22 protein-coding genes and 1 tRNA gene are annotated in these 15,115 nt (G+C 62.4%); 14 read left to right on the plus strand and 9 right to left on the minus strand.

Features of this window, described 5'->3' with window-relative positions; genetic code table 11:
• Positions 1 to 303 precede the first annotated feature (303 nt).
• On the minus strand, positions 304 to 1,122 hold the full coding sequence (locus CSC62_RS16535; RefSeq protein WP_162407783.1) for a hypothetical protein: 819 nt from the start codon (positions 1,120 to 1,122) through the stop codon (positions 304 to 306).
• A gap of 1,177 nt (positions 1,123 to 2,299) precedes the next feature.
• On the opposite strand from CSC62_RS16535, the gene CSC62_RS16540 reads away from it, so the two are divergent.
• Positions 2,300 to 3,172: a site-specific integrase gene (locus tag CSC62_RS16540; RefSeq protein ID WP_162407784.1), complete on the plus strand. Its 873-nt coding sequence runs from the start codon at positions 2,300 to 2,302 to the stop codon at positions 3,170 to 3,172.
• 96 nt (positions 3,173 to 3,268) lie between these two features.
• On the plus strand, positions 3,269 to 3,484 hold the full coding sequence (locus CSC62_RS16545; protein WP_162407785.1) for a hypothetical protein: 216 nt from the start codon (positions 3,269 to 3,271) through the stop codon (positions 3,482 to 3,484).
• A 69-nt stretch (positions 3,485 to 3,553) separates the two neighbouring features.
• On the opposite strand, the gene CSC62_RS16550 is transcribed toward CSC62_RS16545, so the two are convergent.
• Positions 3,554 to 3,928 carry a hypothetical protein gene (locus tag CSC62_RS16550; RefSeq protein WP_162407786.1) on the minus strand — a complete coding sequence of 125 codons (375 nt, stop codon included), beginning with the start codon at positions 3,926 to 3,928 and terminating at the stop codon, positions 3,554 to 3,556.
• A gap of 56 nt (positions 3,929 to 3,984) precedes the next feature.
• Complete coding sequence (locus tag CSC62_RS16555; RefSeq protein ID WP_162407787.1) at positions 3,985 to 4,665, minus strand: transposase; 681 nt, start codon at positions 4,663 to 4,665, stop codon at positions 3,985 to 3,987.
• Between the two features lie 274 nt (positions 4,666 to 4,939).
• Between CSC62_RS16555 and CSC62_RS16560 the strand changes: the two genes are divergently transcribed.
• The 7 genes from CSC62_RS16560 (at position 4,940) to CSC62_RS16590 (ending at position 8,126) form a co-directional block, all read left to right on the plus strand.
• A tRNA-Ile gene (locus CSC62_RS16560) sits at positions 4,940 to 5,032 on the plus strand.
• Between the two features lie 52 nt (positions 5,033 to 5,084).
• Positions 5,085 to 5,288: a hypothetical protein gene (locus tag CSC62_RS16565; protein ID WP_162407788.1), complete on the plus strand. Its 204-nt coding sequence runs from the start codon at positions 5,085 to 5,087 to the stop codon at positions 5,286 to 5,288.
• A gap of 4 nt (positions 5,289 to 5,292) precedes the next feature.
• The gene (locus tag CSC62_RS16570; protein WP_162407789.1) at positions 5,293 to 6,108 is read left to right on the plus strand and encodes a metallophosphoesterase; all 816 of its coding nucleotides are present in this window, start codon (positions 5,293 to 5,295) and stop codon (positions 6,106 to 6,108) included.
• A gap of 8 nt (positions 6,109 to 6,116) precedes the next feature.
• Positions 6,117 to 6,926 (plus strand): metallophosphoesterase, encoded by an 810-nt coding sequence (locus tag CSC62_RS16575; protein ID WP_211369032.1) that lies wholly within the window; start codon positions 6,117 to 6,119, stop codon positions 6,924 to 6,926.
• Between the two features lie 2 nt (positions 6,927 to 6,928).
• Complete coding sequence (locus CSC62_RS16580) at positions 6,929 to 7,408, plus strand: 3'-5' exoribonuclease (RefSeq protein WP_162407791.1); 480 nt, start codon at positions 6,929 to 6,931, stop codon at positions 7,406 to 7,408.
• Complete coding sequence (locus CSC62_RS16585; RefSeq protein WP_162407792.1) at positions 7,408 to 7,971, plus strand: 3'-5' exoribonuclease; 564 nt, start codon at positions 7,408 to 7,410, stop codon at positions 7,969 to 7,971. The genes CSC62_RS16580 and CSC62_RS16585 overlap by 1 nt, the downstream gene beginning before the upstream one ends.
• A complete protein-coding gene (locus CSC62_RS16590; RefSeq protein WP_162407793.1) occupies positions 7,968 to 8,126 on the plus strand; it encodes a hypothetical protein in 159 nt (52 codons plus the stop codon). The genes CSC62_RS16585 and CSC62_RS16590 overlap by 4 nt, the downstream gene beginning before the upstream one ends.
• Positions 8,127 to 8,331: 205 nt before the next feature.
• Here the strand turns inward: CSC62_RS16590 and CSC62_RS16595 are convergent, their stop codons facing one another.
• From CSC62_RS16595 to arsH, 6 genes are all read right to left on the minus strand, one after another.
• Entirely contained in the window at positions 8,332 to 8,637 is a 306-nt protein-coding gene (locus tag CSC62_RS16595; RefSeq protein WP_162407794.1) for a cyclic-phosphate processing receiver domain-containing protein, read from the minus strand.
• A gap of 111 nt (positions 8,638 to 8,748) precedes the next feature.
• The gene (locus CSC62_RS16600) at positions 8,749 to 8,886 is read right to left on the minus strand and encodes a hypothetical protein (protein WP_162407795.1); all 138 of its coding nucleotides are present in this window, start codon (positions 8,884 to 8,886) and stop codon (positions 8,749 to 8,751) included.
• A gap of 10 nt (positions 8,887 to 8,896) precedes the next feature.
• Positions 8,897 to 9,223 (minus strand): hypothetical protein, encoded by a 327-nt coding sequence (locus CSC62_RS16605; RefSeq protein ID WP_162407796.1) that lies wholly within the window; start codon positions 9,221 to 9,223, stop codon positions 8,897 to 8,899.
• 208 nt (positions 9,224 to 9,431) lie between these two features.
• Entirely contained in the window at positions 9,432 to 10,634 is a 1,203-nt protein-coding gene (gene chrA, locus CSC62_RS16610) for a chromate efflux transporter (RefSeq protein WP_162407797.1), read from the minus strand.
• 54 nt (positions 10,635 to 10,688) lie between these two features.
• Entirely contained in the window at positions 10,689 to 11,108 is a 420-nt protein-coding gene (arsC, locus tag CSC62_RS16615; protein ID WP_162407798.1) for an arsenate reductase (glutaredoxin), read from the minus strand.
• Positions 11,105 to 11,845 (minus strand): arsenical resistance protein ArsH, encoded by a 741-nt coding sequence (arsH, locus tag CSC62_RS16620; RefSeq protein WP_049402944.1) that lies wholly within the window; start codon positions 11,843 to 11,845, stop codon positions 11,105 to 11,107. The genes arsC and arsH overlap by 4 nt, the downstream gene beginning before the upstream one ends.
• A 40-nt stretch (positions 11,846 to 11,885) precedes the next feature.
• Between arsH and CSC62_RS16625 the strand changes: the two genes are divergently transcribed.
• Genes CSC62_RS16625 through CSC62_RS16645 form a run of 5 tightly spaced genes read left to right on the plus strand, consistent with a single transcriptional unit; the run spans position 11,886 to position 15,060 of the window.
• A complete protein-coding gene (locus CSC62_RS16625; protein WP_049402943.1) occupies positions 11,886 to 12,200 on the plus strand; it encodes an ArsR/SmtB family transcription factor in 315 nt (104 codons plus the stop codon).
• Between the two features lie 23 nt (positions 12,201 to 12,223).
• On the plus strand, positions 12,224 to 12,715 hold the full coding sequence (locus CSC62_RS16630; RefSeq protein WP_162407799.1) for an arsenate reductase ArsC: 492 nt from the start codon (positions 12,224 to 12,226) through the stop codon (positions 12,713 to 12,715).
• 20 nt (positions 12,716 to 12,735) lie between these two features.
• A complete protein-coding gene (arsB, locus tag CSC62_RS16635; RefSeq protein WP_162407800.1) occupies positions 12,736 to 13,794 on the plus strand; it encodes an ACR3 family arsenite efflux transporter in 1,059 nt (352 codons plus the stop codon).
• A 3-nt stretch (positions 13,795 to 13,797) separates the two neighbouring features.
• A complete protein-coding gene (trxB, locus tag CSC62_RS16640; protein ID WP_162407801.1) occupies positions 13,798 to 14,784 on the plus strand; it encodes a thioredoxin-disulfide reductase in 987 nt (328 codons plus the stop codon).
• 24 nt (positions 14,785 to 14,808) lie between these two features.
• Complete coding sequence (locus CSC62_RS16645; RefSeq protein ID WP_246194517.1) at positions 14,809 to 15,060, plus strand: FAD-dependent oxidoreductase; 252 nt, start codon at positions 14,809 to 14,811, stop codon at positions 15,058 to 15,060.
• Positions 15,061 to 15,115 lie beyond the last annotated feature (55 nt).

Below are 15,115 nucleotides of genomic sequence, written 5' to 3' on the forward strand. Positions count from 1 at the left end.
CTCGGCCTGCTTGAGCACGGCGATGATCTGGCTGTCGGTGAAGCGGGACTTCTTCATGGAACCTCCTCGGAAAAGGGTACGAGAAAATTCCACTTCTGGCGTCAGCTAACAGCCGGGGGGATTACCCAGGTACGGACGCAAGCTGCGCCTGGTAGTCCGGGATGGAGAGTCGATTGGAGATCGCCTGATCCGGGAGGGGCTTGCCCATCGCTGGGATGGGAGCAAGAAGTCTTGGTGCTGATTCACAACTGCACCCTTGGACCGGCGAACGCCTCGCAGACGTCGCCAGCGCCGCAACGCCGACTAGGGACGGGCGAACATCGGACTCTGTGCCCGCATCATCTCGAGAGTTTCCTCGTAGTGGCAGCTTCCCCACTCAGGCGGCAAGCGCCTGTACCTCTCGGTCTCCTTCATCTTGGCGTACACCGCCTCGAACGGATCCATGACTAGCCGAACAGCCCATTGTCCGGTTGCACGCGGCTTCTTGTCGAAGCGCATTGGATAAGGGGTGATCGCGATTCTCCATACAAGGGGACAGCGATCCGGCCACCACTTCACCACCTTCGCTTCAAGGGCCGGGATCGACTTTGGCCCACGCTCAAGAAAGTCTTCCGTGACCGACCATGGCTTCGGCTGGCGCTGTCCGAGTTCCTGTTGGACGAACCTCTCACCCGGAACAGGCCATGAAAAGAGCATGCGCCCCTTGTGATCGACCAGACGGCCCCACGTCTTCTTACTGAACACGCTTCGACACTGCACCAACGCTGCATGTGCGCTCTCCAGGTTGCGCACATTTCTTCGAAGATCCGCTACATCACAAGGCCCAAGTTCACCGCCATTTCCTAAGCGTAGAACATGGTTATTCCAGGTAGGAATATCCATGAGCAGACGACCCTTCCGATAGTCGTCAAACGTTCCGGTGTCCATGCCGGGAAAGCACTTATCCAGAATTTCCTTCCGCCGCCCATGGATCCTTTCCAAACGTGCGAAGAAGTCATCCTGAAGCGAAGGAGGAAGGACAAGATTGTTGCGGCCCTTCCCCCTGAACAGGTGCACAGCCAATGCCCAGCACAGGAACTCGGCAAACGTCTGATGTTCTCTCAGCTCTTCCTTCAAGATCATTACCGTATCCCCTTAACGACGCAGGTTGATGCGCATCTATGCCCTCCAGGGACGCATCGCATTCACGTCGAAATCATAAACACCCCGCTTACTTCGCATCGCGACTACCGCAGCATCTGGCATCCGCACACGACTGATGCAGAAATGACCACAAGATCCACGCGCGACTACGACCTACTCCTGAAACTCCAGGAGCTCAAGGATGACACCCTTGTCGGAGCAGTCGAGGTTGCCGCCCTGATTGGAATGTCACCTGTAACCATCCGCCATCACCGCGTATCCTGGCTGCCGAGGCCGATCCCAAGCTGCCAACGCCAACGATGGATGCTTGGAACGATCCGCCAGGCCATTCGACATCAATCGTGTGCGCAACAAAGCGACCACGTCAAGCAGATTCCGCAGCCCATGGCCACAGAGTAAATTTCACGTCACGTGACATTCCATGACGTGACGTGACGTGACGTGACGTGACATTGACCGATATCGAGTAATGGCTCGGACTTCGAAGTAGCATCGTCGCGTCTAACTTTCCAACCTCTGTATAGGTTGGAAAATTTGTCGCATCCCGATGCAGCGCCCAATCCCATCGACTGATCCCCTAGGGTCGCCACGACACCTCCAAGGGCTCCATAGCGATCCGCCTAGGTGAAGGCCGACGACAGCCTGATTCAGTTGATGATGGGAAGCGTGGCACCAAATCTCCCACGACATTCGTGTTCCGGGGCGTGATGCGCGCTACGGGATTTACGCCAGATCGCAACATCCTGGCAGTCGCCACCGAATCGTAAGCGTCGGAGCCAGCAGAATCGAGGCCAGCCTGAGGAAGAAACCCGATAGCGCCCGCTCCGCAAGTGATATGTGCGTGCAAGCTAGCGAGTCGGATCTGGTTTCCACATTGCACAGCGCGTTACTTGTTCGGCAGGAACAGTGTTCCGCGGCCATGCAAGTAACGTGGGGAATTGAAAGGAGGCGACGCCCATGAAACACAAATACGGATGAGGCTGACAAGTCGGCCTGCGCAATCGAAACACCCATTCGGCCAGCCGCATCAAGAACTGAAGTTATCGATGTAAATAGGGAGAACAAGATGACGTTTCCGCCACCACAATCCTGCAGCGACACCACGAAGAGGACCTACCTTGGCATATTCACCAATCTCGTTAGACGCCACCAGACGATGGTCGAGATGATGGATGCACTGGTCGACGGCAGAGGCAACATGAGCGCAGCTACCTTCAGGCTCCGCAAAGCAGCAGTCGTGCACTGCCTGCACCTTCTGATAAGCAGTTCCCCAGACAGGTACCGTGGACCAGGATTCCATGAAGCCATGGAGCGGCTTGGAGCCACCTCTTCGGCCGGGTGCAGAAAGCGGGGCAGCAACACGAGCTCGAAGAAGTCGCGCACGATATCGAAAGGCGATCTCAGGAAAATCGAGGCCCGCCTGCTCCGTCTGGCGTCCCACTCCAGGATCGCCGGAGCCACGCTCGCCGCTATCACGCTGCTGAATATTTTCGGCATGCGTCCGAGCGAGCTTATCGGCCTCCGGACCGCTTCCTTGCCCGACGGCAGCATCGAGCTGAACATTCGCTGTTCCAAGATCACGAATGGCCGGGGACTGGGCGAGTTCCGGAAGGTCCGCGCGGTTGGCCTGACCGACAACGAGAAGGCACTGATCCTGTCTTGGCCGGTGTACTTGGCAAGCACTGCCGGCCAGGACGAGGCGAAGTTCCTCAGGAACCTGAAGGCCTGTCTTCGCCGGGCAGCCGAGACTGCGCTTGGTGCCCGGCCCTCCTATCCTTCTTTCTATACGTTCCGCCATCAGGCCATTGCCGACATGAAGTCCGTGGGTCGCAATCCCGAGCAGATCGCCGCCGCGATGGGGCACGGCTCCAGCCGTACGGCGACCACCCACTACGCCCGCAAGAGCACGGGGCGGGGATCTACCCGGCTCAGCCCCGATCCGGCCCTGGTGGCACGCGTGCGGGCAACTGCCACGACGTATAGCTCCTCCCTGCAGGGCAACAAGCGCACCGGGCCCACCACTGCGTAGTAGCGAGAATGTCTGCAAATGCTGCTGCATTCGGTGTTCTCGCTCATCAACTACATCCCCGACACCACCTTTCGCTAGATGGGCTCGGCCGTGGGCATGAATGGCATCGCTGACAGCGAAGGCCGCGAGTCCCAGCAGGCGTTCATCCACGCTGGCAGCCACGCCATGAATGTGGTGACGCCTGGCGGCGAGGGCGGCGGAAGGAAGGGAAGCGAGCATGCGCCGTCGGAAGGCGGCGGCAAGAAGAGCAGTGGGGGCGGAGGGGATTCAGGGCAAGGCGCGCATGCGCAGAGCGGCGGACAAGAACAGTAGAGTCACACGATTCAAACAGAAAAGGCCCGCCGAAGCGGGCCTTTTCTGTTTCACAAAGTAGCCGAAGAACTATCGCCTCTTGACGCGCTTCTCGACCTCATCGAAGTAGAGGCCTTCCGCATGCGTACGCTTCCTGATCTCGCCTACGCGTGCCCCTCGCACCTTCTCGAAGTCACCTAAGGGGTTCTTCGGGTCGGCCTTCGCGAGCTCGTCCTGCACAGTCTTCAACGCCTCCAGATTGACGGCATGTGCGATATTCATGCCCGTGAGCTCCGCCTGCAGCCCATTGATCCGCGCCTCCAGCTTCGCGCAGTGCCGCTTCCACGAGGCAATCGCACTGTCGGCATCGGCCATGTCCCGGCTATGCCGCAGATTGGTCTGCGCCTGGGCGGCACGCTCCATCAGCATGCCGTCGCTGTAAGTACCGCCGTAGAGAGAAGTCATGGGGAGCCCCTGTCCTATGCCATTGACCCGGAAACTAGTCCTTGGGGACCACTCGGTCAATCGTTACCCCTCCTTGCAAGAAAGCGCTGCTTGGCCTGCAGTCCTCCGATGGCCTTGACCCTGGGCTCCTTGAGAACCGGCGCTTGCTTGCGCCGGTCGTACACGTGCAGGGTGGCCCCCTCCTCGTCGAGCTGATCCAGCGCATAGCCAATCAGGCCAGTGATCACACGGTTCAAGCTCCCTTCCTTCTGTCGGCTCAGGCGATCGTGCAAGCCCTTCGGAAGCGCGATCTGCAGGAGCACGTCGTCCTCCCTGGGCAGATTTCCGTGAACCCGCACAACCAGGCCAGGCGACCACCTCACTGCGGACATCCAGGCTATGGGCGGGACATCGGAAGCGCGAGTGCGCTCCTGCAGCTCGGCTTCAGCCTGCTCGTTCTTCCGCTGCTCCCATTGCAAATAGTCCGCATCCAGATCTGGCGGGTTGTGGTCTAGCTCAGGATCAAAAACGCTATCGACTGAGGCCTTGCCGCCCGCTGCAACCTCCATCTCGGCTAGCAGCTCCATGTACGCCGTATGCCGGCCCGCATTGCGCAACGCACATGCTTCCGGTGCCCGAGGGAATCTCACCTTCCAGCGATGCAGGGTTGCTTCGTTGATTCCGTATCGCCTGGCGACCTCCTTGACCTCGCGGTCGCCAGCCATGGCCTCGGCCACGATCCGGATCTTCTCTTCCATGCCACGGTGCTTGGCCATTCGCCACCTTATCGACTTGCATTTTAATGCCTTGGAACGACCGAGGCGGTTACAGAATACCGCATATTAATAGAATTAACAAACACTTATGCGGCCGCCACACCAGGCTAATGACTTGCATTTGATGGTTGCCTTTTTCTGGAAATGAGGCTTAGGATGGGGCGTATCAACGCAGAACACTCAGCGAATCAGCCCACGTCCATGTTTGGCGACTTCCACACTCCCACGCGAATAGCGGCGTGATCGCAACGATCAGGCCCCTGTAGCTCAATGGGTAGAGCAGCGGATTTATATCCCGTCAGCGCCAGATAAGCGGCTTGTGCCGGTTCGAGTCCGGCCAGGGGCACCAAACCGGCACAGCAGGCCGCCTCCTTCATCCTTCCGCATGCGCGCGAGTAGCCATGACAAAGATCATCGCCTTCCCTGCACCGCCGCCCCCTGATTTCCTCACATGGGAAGAAGCACTAGAAATGGGTATCGGGCTCTACATTGAAGGAGACCCGCCACCGGGCGTCTGTCCCGCTGCATTGGCTGCCGCCACTGCCCTCCTGACCGATATTCCCACCTCGGCCGAGATCATCATGCTGTCGGACCACAGGAAATGATCCTGTGCGCCTGCTGATCCTGTCCGACCTGCACCGCGAAGTCTGGTATCCGCCCGGCCAGACCTACTGGGAGGGCTGGGTTGACCAGTTCCCCGTGATCGACCTATCCGTCTCGCGCCCGGACTTGGTGGTGCTGGCGGGCGACATTGATGTCGGCATTGCCGCAGTGACGTGGGCAGATGAGACCTTCCCCGGGCTGCCGGTGCTCTATGTCAGCGGCAACCATGAGGGCTACGGCGAGAACCTGGATGACGTGCAGCGCAAGCTCGACGTGCTCTGCCGAGCCACGGGCCACATCCACTACTTGAACCGGCGTGAGGTCTGGATCGAAGGAGTGAGATTCCTGGGGGCCACGCTGTGGACGGACTTCATGCTCTATGGCCGTGAGCTGTACCCAGCGGTGATCTGCGATGTCGGCACCAAGATGAATGACTATCGGCGCATCAGGCTTGCCAGCCAGGGCTATCGAAAGCTGAGGCCCTCGGATACCAAACAGTGGCACTTCGCCGATCGCACATGGCTGACTGAGCGGCTGTCCGAGCCCTTCGATGGCCCCACCGTGGTGATCACCCACATGGCCCCTTCCGAGAAATCGGTCCCGGAAGAGTACAAGGGCGACATCATCTCGGCGGCCTTCGCGTCCCACCTGGACCATCTGGTGGAGCAAGCCGACCTGTGGATCCATGGCCACACGCACACTTCATTTGACTACCGCATTGGCCGGGGCCGGGTGGTCTGCAATCCGCTGGGCTACCCCAGGGGTCGTGATGGTCCGCCGGAGAATGTCGCCTTCGATCCCAACCTGGTGGTTGAGATCTGATCATGCGGATGCTGATCCTGTCCGACCTTCACCGCGAGCTCTGGTACCCGCCAGGCAAAGTCCGCGAGGCCTACTGGTCTGATCCCTTTCCGAAGATCGATCCCGCCGTCTCCCGGCCTGACGTCGTGATTCTGGCTGGTGATATCGATGAAGGAACGCGGGCCGTGACCTGGATCGAGGCCACCTTCCCCGGGCTGCCAGTTGTTTACGTTTCGGGCAACCATGAAGGTTACGGCCACAACCTGGACGGGGTCAGGCGAGACCTCGCCGCGACCTGTGCGGCTTCCGGGCACATCCACTACCTGGAAGGCCGTGAGATGGTCATCGACGGCGTCCGCTTCCTGGGTGCCACGCTCTGGGCCGACTTCCGGCTGCATGGCAAGGACCAAGCCGCGCACCGGAAGACGGTGGCGACCCGCATGATCAACGACTACCAGCGGATCAAGGTCGGGCGGGGGGATCGGTCCCTGCAGCCCAACGACACCCAGCGCTGGCACATCGAGCACGCAGCCTGGCTGAAGGAGCGCATCGCCGAGCCGTTCGAGGGGCCCACCGTGGTGGTCACCCACATGGCGCCCTCGGCACTCTCGATCTCATCCGGCTTCCAGGCCGACCCGCTGTCTTCTGCCTACGCCAGCCACCTCGATCACCTGGTGGATAACGTCGATCTGTGGGTCCACGGGCACACCCATCACTCGCATGACTACCGGATTGGCCGCGGTCGGGTGATCTGCAACCCCCTCGGCTATCCAGGAAGCTTCCAGCGGAGCAGGAATGGGAACCCGAGCTTCGACCCCAACCTGGTCGTGGAGGTCTGACGATGCCGGCGGTCAACGTCTTCCTTGATACCGAGTGGGCTGACCTCGACGGAACCAAGCTGGTGAGCCTGGCGCTGGTCAGCCAGGACGGCCAGCGCAGGCTCTACGTCGAGCGCGATCCGCTACCCCCGCCGGGCTCGGAGTTCGTCGAGCACGTCGTCTATCCGCTGCTGGAGCGCGGTCCGAGCACCCTGCGCGACGCAGAGCTGGTCGAGCGCGTGCGGGCCTTCCTGGCGAGCTTCCAATCGCCGGCGGTGATCGCTGATCACCCCAATGATCACGCTCTCTTAGGTCGGATCCTGTCGAGCGCTTCCCCGCCCGCCGATTGGGTGCCCATTTTCATGGACCAGTCCGATGTGCGTGGCCAAGTGGAGACCTACTTCGAGCAGCGGCCGGAGGCCAGGCGCTTCCGGCACCACGCCGCGGTCGACGCGGAGGCCTTGCGCTGGGCTTGGTGCTACGTCAATGAGGGGGTTGGCTGATGTACTTCTTCCTGGACACCGAATGGGCCGACGTGATCGGCTCGGAGCTTGTCAGCCTGGCGCTGATCAGCGCAGACGGCCTCCATCGCTTCTATGCCGAGCGTAACCCACTTCCCGAGCATCCAACCGATTTCGTCAAGAACGTGGTCTATCCGCTGCTGGAGCGCGGCAATACGGCAATCTGCGACCAAGCTTTTACCTGCGGGCTCCGCGCTTTCTTGGCCGCTGCGCAGGAGCCGATGGTGCTGGCCGATTACCCCAACGACTTCTCCCTCCTGACTTACGCCTTGGCCGGCTTCGACCTGCCCGACGAACAGGCCCAGGCCTGCGGGCCACTACCGCAACCGGTGATGACGCGCATGCTCAAGGAGGGAATGCTGGTCATGTTGGTGGAGGACTATTTCGTCGGCCATCCGGACGCTGCCGCACGTCGGCATCACGCCATGGTGGACGCCGAGGCACTGCGCCAGGCTTGGCTAGCTGTCACCGGTCGCATCGGCACTCCCAGTTGGGCGCGCACGCTAATCCTTCACAAGATTCTGCACCCGGAAGAGTCTCCATGATCACGCCACCGGACCGCAAAGGAACTGGTGAAGACGACAGCGACCGCTATACGGCCATGAAGGCCGACAGGGTCGAGCGCTACCGCGAAGGCATCCGGTCGGGCCAGCTCACGCTGGACATGATCAACCCGGCCAAACCGCTTCCAACCCATTGAATCAACACACAATTCAAGGCCGGCGGAACTGCCTAAGCCCCTGCCCTATAAGGCACAATTGCACCTTACCACACCTCGTGGGAACTGCCAGGACCTAACAGGAATTTCGGCGCAGTGGTGCGTTCTTGGTGCGTCCTGCAACGCCAATCGCAACGAATGCGAGCGCCACGCTCGCCCTCCTGAAAGACGTTGCGAGGGTGAGATCCTAGCCACCCACCTGCATGCCGGAAAGCCGGGCAATGGCCGCTATCCCCGCCTCCATTCGGTCACGCGCGGACGGGTTGGCAGAGTGCACGCGAATCCCCGGTGGACTGAAGCCGCGCAGGACCACCGCCTCCTCGATCCAGGCAATCACGTCGTATCCGGTACCACGCCGGTCGTCCCCAAGGTCATGATCAAGGCTGATCTCGGTGACCTGCCCTCCCTCCAGGAGCGAAACGGCCTCCTCTGGCCAGTGCACACCGACCCAGCCCTCGGGTGTCGGCCTTTCGTCGTCCAGATAAACGCGCATAGATGGCTCACATGCTCTATTGGGGTCAGCCCGGAAAGTCTCCACCTTCCAACGGGCTCGCCCCATTTGACGGACTTCACAGCTTCAGCTGTACGGCTCAGTGGGGGCAGGTCAGGCCTTGGGTAGCTTCCCCAACTCCTCCAACCAGCGGACCTTGACGGTCTGCTCATAGAACGCCTCATCAACCCGGGCGCCATACAAGCGTTCCAGCTTCATGAGGTCGGCCAGGACCATGGCGGAGTAGAACATGGCGACAAGCCTATCGCAGGGCTGCCAGCGCTGCCCGTGCCCGCACGGCCGCCTCGCCGCGCCATGTCTGCGTGGCCAGCCACTCCAGGTCGCGCCGTTGCGCGTCCACTTCCAGCGAGCGTTGGTGTCGACGCGCCCAAGCTTCGATCCCGGCCCGGCCCGTGGGGTAGTCGGTGCAGCTGCGCATTACCGGCTTTCGGCCGGGGTAGCGCAGCAGCGCAAACCAGGTGCCGTCCAGACGCTCGACTATGCGCGCGGCCTCGCGCCCGGCCACGTACAGGGCGTCCGGTTCGCCGGGGCCGGCGGGGCCAGTAATCGGATGCCAGCGCAGTTCCATGCCGGCACGGTACGCCGCGCTAGGTTCAGGACGTGAGACGCCATTGGAAGCCGGGGGTTAGCCCGCCGCCGGTCGCGAGTGGGGGCGCAGCCTGGCCGGCCTGCCCCCGATAAATCTTTCTAATCCGCTGCCCCGGTCACTGGCGACTTCCGGCCAGAAGCGGACATCAGGTTGCGCTGCCGAGACGCTCCTGACCGTCCTGGCGGCGCTATCCCGTCATCGCCCAACCCGCCACGGCAGCCAGCAACACGACTAGGACCGGCGGAGCACGCGCAACGACCAGTAGCCCAAACGCAACCAACGCCATCGCGACATCCCATCGGTCATGGATCGCGCTCGTCCACACCGGGTCATACAACGCCGCCAACAGGATGCCGACCACCCCGGCATTGACGCCTGCAATCGAAGCTTGGAGATCCCTGCGGGGGCGCAGGGACTCCCAGAACGGCAGCACCCCCACGAGCACAAGAAGGGCTGGCAGGAAAATGACCACCAACAGCGCAAGGCCGCCTGCCCAGCCACCCAGCGGCCCCTCGGCCATAGCCCCCAGGTATGCTGCAAAGGAGAAGAGAGGGCCCGGCACCGCCTGCGTCGCACCGTACCCGGCGAGGAGATCCGCCGTGCTCACGGTGCCGCTCTGGACGACCGCGGTCTGCATCAACGGCAGCACGACATGGCCGCCGCCGAAGACCAAGGCGCCAGCGCGGTACACCCCATCCAACAGCACGGCCAAGGGGCAGCCGCTAGCCACGGCCCACAAAGGCAGCAGAACAAGCGGCAGCACCAGTAGCACTAGTGCCACCGAGCCAGTCCTTCGCGAGACGGAATAGCCGCGGTCTGATTGGCCGGAAGCCGGTTCGATATTCAGCATCCAGCGACCGAGCAGTCCGCTGGCGATGATCACCACGATCTGGCCGGCGACCGAGGGCATGGACAAGGTCAACACAGCCGCAAAGAACGCCATTGCTGCCCGTAGACGGTCCGGGCACAGGGATCGGGCCATTCCCCATACTGCGTGGGCCACCACAGCAACTGCCACGATCTTCAGGCCATGCAGCCAGCCGGATTCAACGATGCCCTGGTATTTGGCAACGCCCAAAGCGAACAGGATCATCAGCACGGCCGAAGGCAGCGTAAAGCCAGCCCAAGCGGCCAACAGGCCAGGCCAGCCAGCGCGGCGCAAGCCCAACGCCATGCCTACCTGGCTGCTGGCCGGGCCTGGCAGTAACTGGCACAGGGCCACCAGATCGGAGTAGCTGCAGTCCGTCAGCCAACGGCGGCGTTCGACGAACTCGTGGCGGAAATAGCTCAGGTGGGCAATCGGGCCGCCGAACGAAGTCAGTCCCAGTCGCACGAACACCAGGAAGACGCGCCACGCGCTGTCGCTTGTTGTGGGATCGAGCGCCGACATGGGGCATGACCTCCTGTGGTTCTCAACGACGGCAAGCCCAGCCCCGCACTGGGATCATGGCGTCGAGCTTCCGGCGTGCCCGGTCACCAACTCTCCATCTTCCTTTCGGAATGGTCCGGGCAGCGGCGGCAGGATCTCCAGCACCACTTCCGAAGGCCGGCACAGACGAGCACCCCTATCGGTTTGTACGAGAGGACGATTGATGAGTATCGGCTGCGCCAGCATCGCATCAAGCAGCGCGTCGTCGCTCAGCGCTGCGTCGCCTAGCCCGAGTTCGTCATACGGCGTTCCCTTCTGCCGGATGGCATCGCGCACGCTCAACCCCGCCGCCGTAATGAGTTCGACAAGACGAGCGCGGCCGGGTGGGTTGGCCAGGTAGTCGATCACTTCCGGCTCGATCCCGGCAAAGCGGATCAGCGCCAAGGTATTGCGGGAGGTGCCGCACTTTGGGTTGTGATAGATGACAGCGTTCACGCACTTTCCTCTTGGTTCAAAACGGTCTCCACCACGCCTGCGGCAGCGGCCAGCGCTGCCGCCTCGACGGCCCCCTTGCGCTCGCTGTAGCGGTCCACCAGGTAGTCACTACGCCCGCGCACCAGCAGGGTGAACTTGACCAGTTCCTCCATCACGTCCACCACGCGATCGTAGTACGCCGAAGGCTTCATTCGACCGTCGTCATCGAACTCCTGCCAGGCCTTGGCCACCGAGGATTGGTTCGGAATTGTGACCATCCGCATCCACCGGCCGAGCACGCGCAGCGCGTTGACCACGTTGAACGACTGGGAACCGCCGCAGACCTGCATCACTGCCAGCGTACGGCCCTGGGTGGGTCGCACGCTGCCCTCTTCGAGCGGCAGCCAGTCGATCTGGTTCTTGAATACCGCCGTAAGGGTGCCGTGGCGTTCCGGGCTGACCCAAACGTGTCCTTCCGACCACAGCGAGGCCTGGCGCAGCTCCTGCACCTTGGGGTGGGTGGCCGGCGCCGAGTCAAGCATCGGCAGCTCATGTGGATCGAACAGGCGGGTTTCCGCCCCAAGCTGCTCCAGCAGCCGCTGCGCCTCCAGCGCCAGCTTGCGACTGAACGACTGCGGCCGCAGCGACCCGTACAGGATCAGGATGCGTGGCCGGTGTGGCTGCGCGGCCGGATCGTTGAGCTTGGCGGCCGTGGGAATGTCCATGGCACCCGGGACCACGTTGGGGATCTGCTGCACGGGGGTTGTCCTGTCAATTTACTTCGATTATTCTAGAATCATGGAACATAAGAACGCAACCCACGCCTTGGCAGCCCTGGGTCATGCCACCCGCCTGTCGATCTTCCGTCTTCTGGTCCAGGCGGGCGGCGCCGGCAAGCTGGCCGGCGACATTGCCCAGGCCCTCTCTTTGCCTGGCGCCACGCTCTCCTTCCACCTGAAGGAACTACTGGCTGCGGGACTGATCAGCGCCGAGCAACGTGGCCGGACCATCTGCTACCGGGCCGAGTTCGTGGCGATGAACGCGCTGGTGGCCTACCTCACCGAAAACTGCTGTGCCGACGAACAGGCCTGTGAACGCCCCGCAGGCTGCTGACCCCTTACCCAGAGATCGCCAAAATGACCCGTCGTGTTCTGTTCCTTTGTACCGGCAATTCCGCGCGCAGCGTGTTGGCCGAATCGACCCTGAAAAAGTGGGGCGAAGGCCGCTATCAGTCCTTCAGTGCAGGCAGCCAGCCAGCCGGTCGGGTCAATCCGTTCGCCGTTGCCCAATTGCAGCGCGAGGGCTTCCCGGTGGAGGGCCTGCGCAGCAAGTCCTGGGACGAGTTTGCCGAAGCGGATGCGGCTGCCATGGATCTGATCGTCACCGTGTGCGACAGCGCGGCCGCCGAGGCGTGCCCGGTTGTGTTTGGCGATTTCGTGCGCGTGCACTGGGGCCTTTTCGACCCGGCCGGTGTGGAAGGCTCGGATGCACAGAAGGCTGAAGCGTTCGACCGGGCGCATCAGATCATCAAGGCCCGCCTGAAGGCCTTCCTGGAGATTCCTGACGGGGCATGGGATGACCGTGAGTCTCTCAAGGCCCAGCTTGATCCGATTGCGCAGATCCACTGACCGTCTTCCCGGAAAACCCCATGACCACTGACACCTCCCGCCTGTCGTTTCTGGACCGGTACCTGACGCTGTGGATCTTCGCCGCCATGGCGCTCGGCGTCGGCCTGGGCGCGATGTTCGAAGGCGTGCCCAGCGCGTTGAACAGCCTTTCCGTAGGGTCGACCAACATCCCGATCGCCATTGGCCTGATCCTGATGATGTACCCGCCGCTGGCCAGGGTGAAGTACGAGGAACTGCCCACCGTCTTTGCCGACAAGCGCGTGCTGATGCTCTCGCTGCTGCAGAACTGGATCGTGGGCCCGTTACTGATGTTCGGCCTGGCGGTGCTGTTCCTGCGCGACTACCCCGAGTACATGACCGGCCTGATCCTGATCGGCCTGGCGCGCTGCATCGCCATGGTGCTGGTGTGGAACCAGCTCGCCCGCGGCGACGGCCAGTACGTGGCCGGCCTGGTGGCATTCAACTCGATCTTCCAGATCGCGCTGTTCAGCGTCTACGCGTGGTTCTTCCTTTCCTGGTTGCCGCCGGTGTTCGGGCTACAGGGCAGCGTCATCGATGTCAGCGTCTGGACCATCGCCGAGGCGGTTCTGATCTACCTGGGCATCCCATTCTTGGCCGGCTTCCTCACCAGTCGATGGCTGAAGACGCGCAAGGGCGTGCAGTGGTATGAAGAGAAGTTCCTGCCTGCTATCAGCCCGATAACGCTCGCCGCACTGCTGTTCACCATCGTGGCGATGTTCAGCCTGAAAGGCGGTGACGTGCTGCGCATTCCGATGGACGCGGTACGCATCGCGATCCCGCTGACGCTGTACTTCATCATCCAGTTCGTCATCAGCTTCTTCATGGGCAAGCTGATCGCCAAGGACTATCCACGCACTACTGCGATCGCGTTCACCGCGGCCGGCAACAACTTCGAACTGGCCATTGCGGTAGCCATCGCGGCCTTCGGCCTGGCCTCGCCGGTCGCGTTCGCCGCCGTCATCGGCCCGCTGGTGGAAGTGCCAGTACTGATCCTGCTGGTCCATGTCGCCCTGCGGCTGGGCAAGCGCTACTTTCCTGCCGATGCACGGAGCCGCTGAGCCATGAGCACCACCCGACACATTCCATTGCTGATCCTCGGTTCCGGCCCGGCCGGTTGGACCGCTGCCGTCTACGCAGCCCGCGCCAACCTGAAGCCGGTCGTCATCACCGGCCTGCAGCAGGGTGGCCAGCTGATGACCACCACCGAAGTGGACAACTGGCCGGGCGACGCCCATGGCTTGATGGGCCCGGACCTGATGGCGCGCATGCAGGCGCACGCCGAGCGCTTCGAGACGGAAGTCATCTTCGACCACATCCATGCCGCCGACCTGCAGCAGCGTCCGTTCAAGCTGATCGGCGACAGCGCCGAATACACCTGCGACGCGCTGATCATCGCCACCGGCGCCACCGCCAAATACCTGGGCATTCCCACCGAAGACGAATTCAAGGGCCGCGGCGTCTCCGCCTGCGCCACCTGCGACGGCTTCTTCTACCGTGACCAGGACGTGGTCGTGGTCGGCGGCGGCAACACTGCCGTGGAAGAAGCGCTGTACCTGTCCAACATCGCCCGCAAGGTCTACCTGGTCCACCGCCGCGACACCCTCAAGGCGGAAAAGATCATGCAGGACAAGCTGTTCGCCAAGGTGGAAGCCGGCAAGATCGAAACCGTCTGGCACCACCAGGTGGAGGAAGTGCTGGGCAACGAGGCCGGCGTGACCGGCGTGCGCGTGAAGTCGACCCTGGACGGCAGCACCCGCGACATCGATGCCCACGGCTTCTTCGTGGCCATCGGCCACCACCCGAACACCCAGCTGTTCGACGGCCAGCTGGCGATGAACAACGGCTACCTGGAAATCCGTTCGGGCCTGGGCGGCAACGCCACCCAGACCTCGGTGGAAGGCGTGTTCGCCGCCGGCGACGTGGCCGACCAGCACTATCGCCAGGCGATCACCTCGGCCGGCTTCGGCTGCATGGCCGCACTGGACACGGAGCGCTATCTGGATGCACTCAAGATCTCCGATCAACAGCAGCACAAGAACGCCGCCTGAGTGCAGCGGTGGGAGGAAGTCCAGATGGACAACGTCGATGTGGTGGTGATCGGAGGTGGCCAGGCGGGTCTTTCGGCCGGCTACTTCCTGCGTCGCAGCGGGCTGTCCTATGTGATTCTTGATGCTGAAACGTCACCTGGTGGGGCGTGGCAGCATGCGTGGAAATCCTTGCATCTGTTCTCGCCAGCGGGCTGGAGCTCGATTCTGGACCGGCCAGAGTTCCGTAGACACTCAGTTGCCGCGTTGCGCGTAGCGCCGTTCGAACTCTACCGGTGACACCCCGCCAGCGGAACCATGCCGGCGGATCGGGTTGTAGAACATCTCGATGTAG

It is taken from the genome of Pseudoxanthomonas jiangsuensis (genome assembly GCF_010093185.1).
GTDB lineage: Bacteria > Pseudomonadota > Gammaproteobacteria > Xanthomonadales > Xanthomonadaceae > Pseudoxanthomonas > Pseudoxanthomonas jiangsuensis.